This window comes from Pseudoduganella sp. RAF53_2 (assembly GCF_052113985.1).
In the GTDB taxonomy this organism is placed as follows: Bacteria; Pseudomonadota; Gammaproteobacteria; order Burkholderiales; family Burkholderiaceae_D; genus Rugamonas.
Window position 1 is genome coordinate 1 of sequence record NZ_JBFRDW010000366.1, and the last position, 5,964, is coordinate 5,964.

A 5,964-nucleotide genomic window follows, 5' to 3' on the forward strand; every position below is an offset into this window, starting at 1 on the left:
GTACAAATGGGATCAATAGTACAAATGCAAAGGGCTACTTGAAAGTAGCCCTTATGTATCCTTGGCGGAGAGAGGGGGATTCGAACCCCCGATAGGCTATGAACCTATACACGCTTTCCAGGCGTGCGACTTAAACCACTCATCCATCTCTCCTGCATCTCTCACGAATCGCGAGAGGCCCGAATTATAGCAGGGATTTTTTGTTTGTCCAAGAAATCTTGCTACTGGGTAGTTCACTCACTTGTGGCGTTTTTGCAGCTCAGGTTTTTGCCTTCGAGTTGACAGTTGAACAATGCCCGTCCGTTGACGTCGAATTCCGTAACCGTCCAGCCAGCGCCGGCTGCCCTCTCCAGCATCGCGAAACCGAAGCCGCTGCGGGTTGTATAGTTTTTGATCACGGTATCGGCATACGGCAGGTGGCGGTCTTCCAGTGTCGTCGGCAAGGCACCTTCGGTGGCGGAGGAGCTGTTACCAACGACGAGCGTGGCCGGCAGGCTGCCTTCGAAGGAGAGCGCTTCGAACAGGTGGACGTGGCCGTGCAATGCGAGGTCGAATCCAGGCAGGAAGTGCGTGCCGGGATTCAGTCCGCGCATGACCGAAGCCAGCCCCTGCACCGACGCTTTGGGCACCGCATTCGCGCCGGGCGCCAGTCCGAGCACGGGATGATGGCTGACAAAGATGCTGCGCGGCGCAGTTTGCGCCAGCGACTCGGCTCGGCGCAGCAGCGGTGCGTAGGACTGGTAATCGGCGTCAGTCTCGCTATATGCCTGGCCGCGCGAGTGCGAGGAATCGAATACGACTAGCTGCGTGCCGCCGCCCAGTGGCACCGCGTATGGCGTGGAGAAATCGGCATCGCGGTCGAACCTAGGATCGTCGCAGGAGCGTGTTGCGGTCCACGGTGCGGCGTCCAGGAAGCGGAACCAGCCCTGCCCTGCGCGTTCGCAGGTTTCGTGATTCCCGCGCGTAAAGACCCATGGCGCAGCCGTCAGCAAAGGACGCAAGGGATCGAACACGTCGGCGCGCCAGGTGTCGAAGCCATAGCCCCATGGACTGTTGGCGCAGCCGGGTTGGCTCGACGCACATCGGCTTTCGCGGTAGTGGTAATCGCCAACGTGTACCACCAGATCAGGATGCAGAGCTGCCGCGCTGCGTGCGACGCGGGCCAGCGGCCATGCCGGGCCGTCCTCACAGGACTGGAAGTAGTCTTCGCTCTGCTTCATACGGCAACCCGTGTCGCCGATCAGCACGATGCGCTGCGGCTGCGCGGACGGCACAGGAACGTCGCGGCCGTCGATCGATGCGCGGCGCGCGCCGGCAGGCAGCGCGGCCTCGCAAACCTGCAGCGGGAACGCGGAGGGCTTGGTCTCTGCCTGCTTGCCGCCGGTGCGCGCCGGCACGGTGCCGGCGGCGGCGCGCAAGGACATCGGCAGCGCAGCGCCATCAACCAGCAATGACGGGCAAACACCCGGCTCCGCGATAGCGCGCACGATGGCGCGGCCGCCATCACCAAGCAGGCTGTAGGTAATCGTCTCAGCCTGCGCAGGGGCGGCGCTGAAGGCCAGCGCCGCCATGATCATGAGGGCGCGGGCCATGGATCAGAAGTCCGCTTTCATGGACACCTGATAGCTACGCGGCGCCTGGAAAGTGTACTGATCGAAGGCCGCCGTCTTGCCGGTCGAGATCGCGGTCACCTTTTTCTGATTGAACATATTGAAGCAGTTGAACTGCAGCTTCAGCGCCTTGAGGCTCATACCCGGATGATCGAAGCGGTAGGCTAGCGACAGGTCGGTGTTCGTATAAGCAGGCGTCTCGTACTGGTCGTAGGCCGCCGGCTTGCTCGCGTCGTAATCGACCTGGTGCACTTTACCGGTACGCTTGCTGATCAGCGATGCCGCCCACGGACCATTGTTGTACAAGGCGCCGATGGCCGCAGTCATATCAGGCGAGCCGGAGATGGTCTTGTCGGTGTCTTTAGCCTTCGCTTCGTTGGAGGAACCATTGGCATACAGCGCGATGCCGTTGCCCAGCGCCCAGGTCACCTGCCCTTCAACGCCCTTGTAAGTCACGCCGCCCAGGTTGACGTATGCCGCTGCTGTGCCGCCCTGGCCGTTGGACACATATTTGTTCTTGAAGTCGATCTTGTAGACATCAGCGTCCCAGGTCAGCTTGTCCGATTTACCGACAATGCCCGCCTGGTAGTTGGTGGACAGTTGTGGTTCCGTGCTGTTATGCGTTGGATCGGCAATGTAGAAGGACTTCAGATCAGGAATCTGGAAGCCTTTCGCGTACTGCGCATACACGGCCAGGCCCTGATTGATGCGATAGTTCGCAGTCATGAACGGCAGCGTGGTGTGATAGTCCACGGAAGTGTGCTGCGGCAGGCGTGTGGTCTGGTTCACGTCAGCGTCCACCGAACGCGTGATGCTCACGTATTTCACGCCCGGGGTGACGGTCAGCTCATTGGTCGCATGCCATTCGAATTCAGCGAACGGCTGGAAGTTACGGATGGTGGACTGCTGGTCGAACAGCACGCTTGGGAAGGTCACAGGCGTCGGCTTGGTTTCGCGCGGATCGCGGATATTGCCGAGGGTGAGGTCGATATCGTACTGATGACGGTCGGTGTCCGAGTATTCATACCAGAAGCCCGCACGCGCCAGGCCGGCTTGCATCTCCTTGCTGACCTTGAAGATGTCGCCGTACACGCGGTACTTGTTCTGTTTGTCGATACCCGGAATGTCCTTGTTACCGGCCGGGCCAGCCTTGGTACCGGGCGCGGTGGCGCCGGTAGGGTCGCTTGACGAGATGGTCTGGTTGTTGTACGAGTAGGTGTACAGGTTGTTGTCCGTGTTCCAGCCATTTCCCCACGCGGTTTCCAGGCGAATGTAATTGAAGTCGGTGTCCTTCGTCGTGTGGTTGTAGCCCGCGTAGTTGAAGCTCGTTGGGTCGTCGTTCAGGCTGTAGTTCTCGCCGAACTGCGCCACTTGTGCCAGCGTTGGACCTTTGTTGTTGTCGGGCTGGGTGTAGTGGATGCGGTTGACGGTGGACAGCACGGTCAGCACGGTGTCGCTGCCGATATTGCGCTGCAACTTGGCGAAGTAGTTATCGCTGCGGATCTTGTTCAGCGTGAGATAGCCGTCCGATTTCAGGTGCTGGTAATTCAGCTGCACCGTGGCGTTGCCGAAGTCCTGCAGTCGGCCGGACTCGAACGAAGCGCCTGCCAGGGCTGTGCTCCAGCGGCCTACCGATGCGAACACACTGGCCGCCTGTTCGCGGCTGGCCTGCTTGGAGAACAGGTTGATCGAACCGCCAAAGGTGGCGTAACCGAGATTGCTTGCGGTGCCTGGGCCGCGCTCCACGATGGCGCCGCCGATCACAGAGCCAGGGAAGAAGGAGGTCGAGTGGTGCGCCGGGTTGTTGGTATCGCCCCACGGGATGCCGTCGAACGTGATGTTGTACTGGTCGTCGCCGAAGCCGCGCATGGTGGTCTTGGTTTCGGACAGGCCCGGTCCATTGGCGGAATCGCCCGATACGCTTGGCGCGATGTTGACGATGCGGCTGTATTCGGCAGTCGGTGCGACCGACAACTCAATGAACTCGCGCGTGATGATGGACTGCGGCTGCGTGGCTTCCAGCGCGGACTGGGTCGGCGCTACCGAGCTGGCAGTACCTTTGGCCGACTCGTCGCGGCGGTAGGCGCCAGTGGAGGCGGAAACGATCACGGTGGCGATGTTGCCTTCTGCGGCCGCATCAGCTGCCGGGGAAGCGGCGTCGGGAACGTCAGCGGCGAAGGCGTGCAGACTGGCTAGGCCAAGAGCAATGCTCAGGGCCATTGGCTTGAGTGCGGGAGAGGTCATGTTTGTCGGTCAAGTGGGTAAAGCCACTGACTTTAGGTGACAAACATGACATATTGATGATAAAGCAATGACACTTTTATGACAAAACCCACTGCGACTGCTGGTGTCAGCCACGATGTGGCTGACACCTTGGGGGACTTACGAGGTTTCTTTCAGTTGCTCGAGGATGGCGGGGTTTTCCAGGGTGGAGACGTCTTGGGTGATCGTCTCGCCTTTGGCCAGCACGCGCAGCAGGCGGCGCATGATTTTGCCGGAGCGGGTCTTCGGCAGGTTGTCGCCGAATCGGATTTCTTTCGGCTTGGCGATCGGACCGATCTCCTTCCCGACCCAGTTACGCAGCTCGGTCGCGATGCGCTTGGCGTCGTCGCCGGTTGGGCGGGCCTGCTTCAGCACCACGAAGGCACAGATGGATTCGCCGGTGGTTTCATCCGGCTTGCCCACCACCGCAGCTTCGGCAACCAGCGGATTGGCGACCAGCGCCGACTCGATTTCCATGGTGCCCATGCGGTGGCCGGACACGTTCAGCACGTCGTCGATGCGGCCGGTGATGGTGAAGTAGCCCGTTTCGGCATTGCGGATGGCGCCGTCGCCGGCCAGATAATATTTACCGCCCAGTTCCTCAGGGAAGTAGCCCGCCTTGAAGCGGTCCGGATTGCCCCAGATGGTGCGGATCATCGATGGCCATGGGCGCTTCACGACCAGGATGCCACCGCTGCCATTCGGGACGTCTTGCCCTGCTTCGTCCACGATGGCCGCCATGATGCCCGGCAGCGGCAGCGTGCAGGAGCCCGGAACCATTGGCGTTGCGCCCGGCAGCGGGGTGATCATGTGGCCACCGGTTTCGGTCTGCCAGAAAGTATCGACGATCGGGCAGCGTTCCTGGCCCACGTTCTTGTAGTACCACATCCAGGCTTCCGGATTGATCGGTTCACCCACGGTGCCCAGCAGGCGCAGCGAGGAAATATCGAAATTCTTCGGATGCACTTTCGGATCGACGTCCGATGCCTTGATCAGCGAGCGGATCGCGGTCGGTGCAGTATAGAAGATGTTGACCTTGTGCTTGGCGATGGTTTCCCAGAAGCGGCCCGCATGCGGGAAGGTCGGGATGCCTTCGAAGACCACTTGCGTTGCGCCGACAGCGGTCGGGCCGTAAGCGATATAAGTATGGCCAGTCACCCAGCCGATATCGGCGGTACACCAGTAGGTATCGGACGGCTTGATATCGAACGACCACTTCATCGTCAGCGCAGCCCACAGCAGATAGCCGCCGGTGGAATGCTGCACGCCTTTCGGCGTGCCGGTGGAGCCGGAGGTGTACAGGATGAACAGCGGATGTTCCGCATCCACCCATTCCGGTTCGCAGGTCGAAGCCTGGTCCTTCAACAGATCATGCAGCCAGATGTCGCGGCCTTGCTGGAAGTTGACGTTGCCGCCGGTGCGCTTGTACACCACCACGTTCTTGATGGTTTCGCAGCCGCCCATGGCCAGCGCTTCGTCCACGATGGCCTTCAGTGGCAGCTGTTTGCCGCCGCGCAGCTGCTCGTCGCCGGTGATCACGGCCACGGCGCCCGCGTCGATGATGCGCTCCTGCAGGGACTTGGCGGAGAAGCCGCCAAACACAACGGAGTGCGTTGCGCCGATACGTGCGCAAGCCTGCATGGCGGCCACGCCTTCCACCGACATGGACATGTAAATGATGACGCGGTCGCCCTTCCTGATGCCCAGCGATTTCAGGCCGTTGGCGAACTGGCAGGTCTTGTCGTGCAGTTGCTGGTAGCTGACTTTGGTGACGGCGCCGTCGTCCGCTTCAAAAATGATGGCGGTCTTGTCGGCGTTACCGTTCTTCAGATTGCGGTCCAGGCAGTTGTAGGACACATTCAGCTTGCCGTCTTCGAACCATTTGTAGAACGGCGCATTGTCTTCGTTCAGGGTGCGCTTGAATGGCTCTTTCCATTCAACGTGCTCGCGCGCCAGGCGCGCCCAGAAACCTTCGTAGTCGCGCTCTGCCTCGTCGCACAGCGCTTTATACGCCTCCATGCCGGACACGGTGGCCTGCTTCACGAATTCTGCGGATGGCGCAAAGATGCGGGATTCCATTGGACCTTGCTGG

At 60.8% G+C, this 5,964-nt stretch carries 3 protein-coding genes and 1 tRNA gene; all 4 read right to left on the reverse strand.

Going from position 1 to position 5,964, the window contains the following annotated elements; all coding sequences use genetic code 11:
- Positions 1-62: 62 nt before the first annotated feature.
- The 4 genes from AB4Z11_RS20125 to acs all read right to left on the reverse strand — a co-directional run bounded on the left by AB4Z11_RS20125 (position 63) and on the right by acs (position 5,951).
- A tRNA-Ser gene (locus AB4Z11_RS20125) sits at positions 63-153 on the reverse strand.
- An 80-nt stretch (positions 154-233) separates the two neighbouring features.
- Positions 234-1,592 carry a metallophosphoesterase family protein gene (locus AB4Z11_RS20130; RefSeq protein ID WP_442027189.1) on the reverse strand — a complete coding sequence of 453 codons (1,359 nt, stop codon included), beginning with the start codon at positions 1,590-1,592 and terminating at the stop codon, positions 234-236.
- A gap of 3 nt (positions 1,593-1,595) precedes the next feature.
- Positions 1,596-3,854, reverse strand: a complete 2,259-nt coding sequence (locus tag AB4Z11_RS20135) for a TonB-dependent receptor (RefSeq protein ID WP_442027190.1) — start codon at positions 3,852-3,854, stop codon at positions 1,596-1,598.
- 138 nt (positions 3,855-3,992) lie between these two features.
- A complete protein-coding gene (acs, locus tag AB4Z11_RS20140) occupies positions 3,993-5,951 on the reverse strand; it encodes an acetate--CoA ligase (protein WP_442027191.1) in 1,959 nt (652 codons plus the stop codon).
- Positions 5,952-5,964: the final 13 nt, after the last annotated feature.

Coding starts and splice junctions, on each gene's coding strand:
- AB4Z11_RS20130 (WP_442027189.1), bottom strand. CDS start 1,592: ATGGCCCGCGCCCTCATGATCATGGCGGCGCTGGCCTTCAGCGCCGCC.
- AB4Z11_RS20135 (WP_442027190.1), bottom strand. CDS start 3,854: ATGACCTCTCCCGCACTCAAGCCAATGGCCCTGAGCATTGCTCTTGGC.
- acs (WP_442027191.1), bottom strand. CDS start 5,951: ATGGAATCCCGCATCTTTGCGCCATCCGCAGAATTCGTGAAGCAGGCC.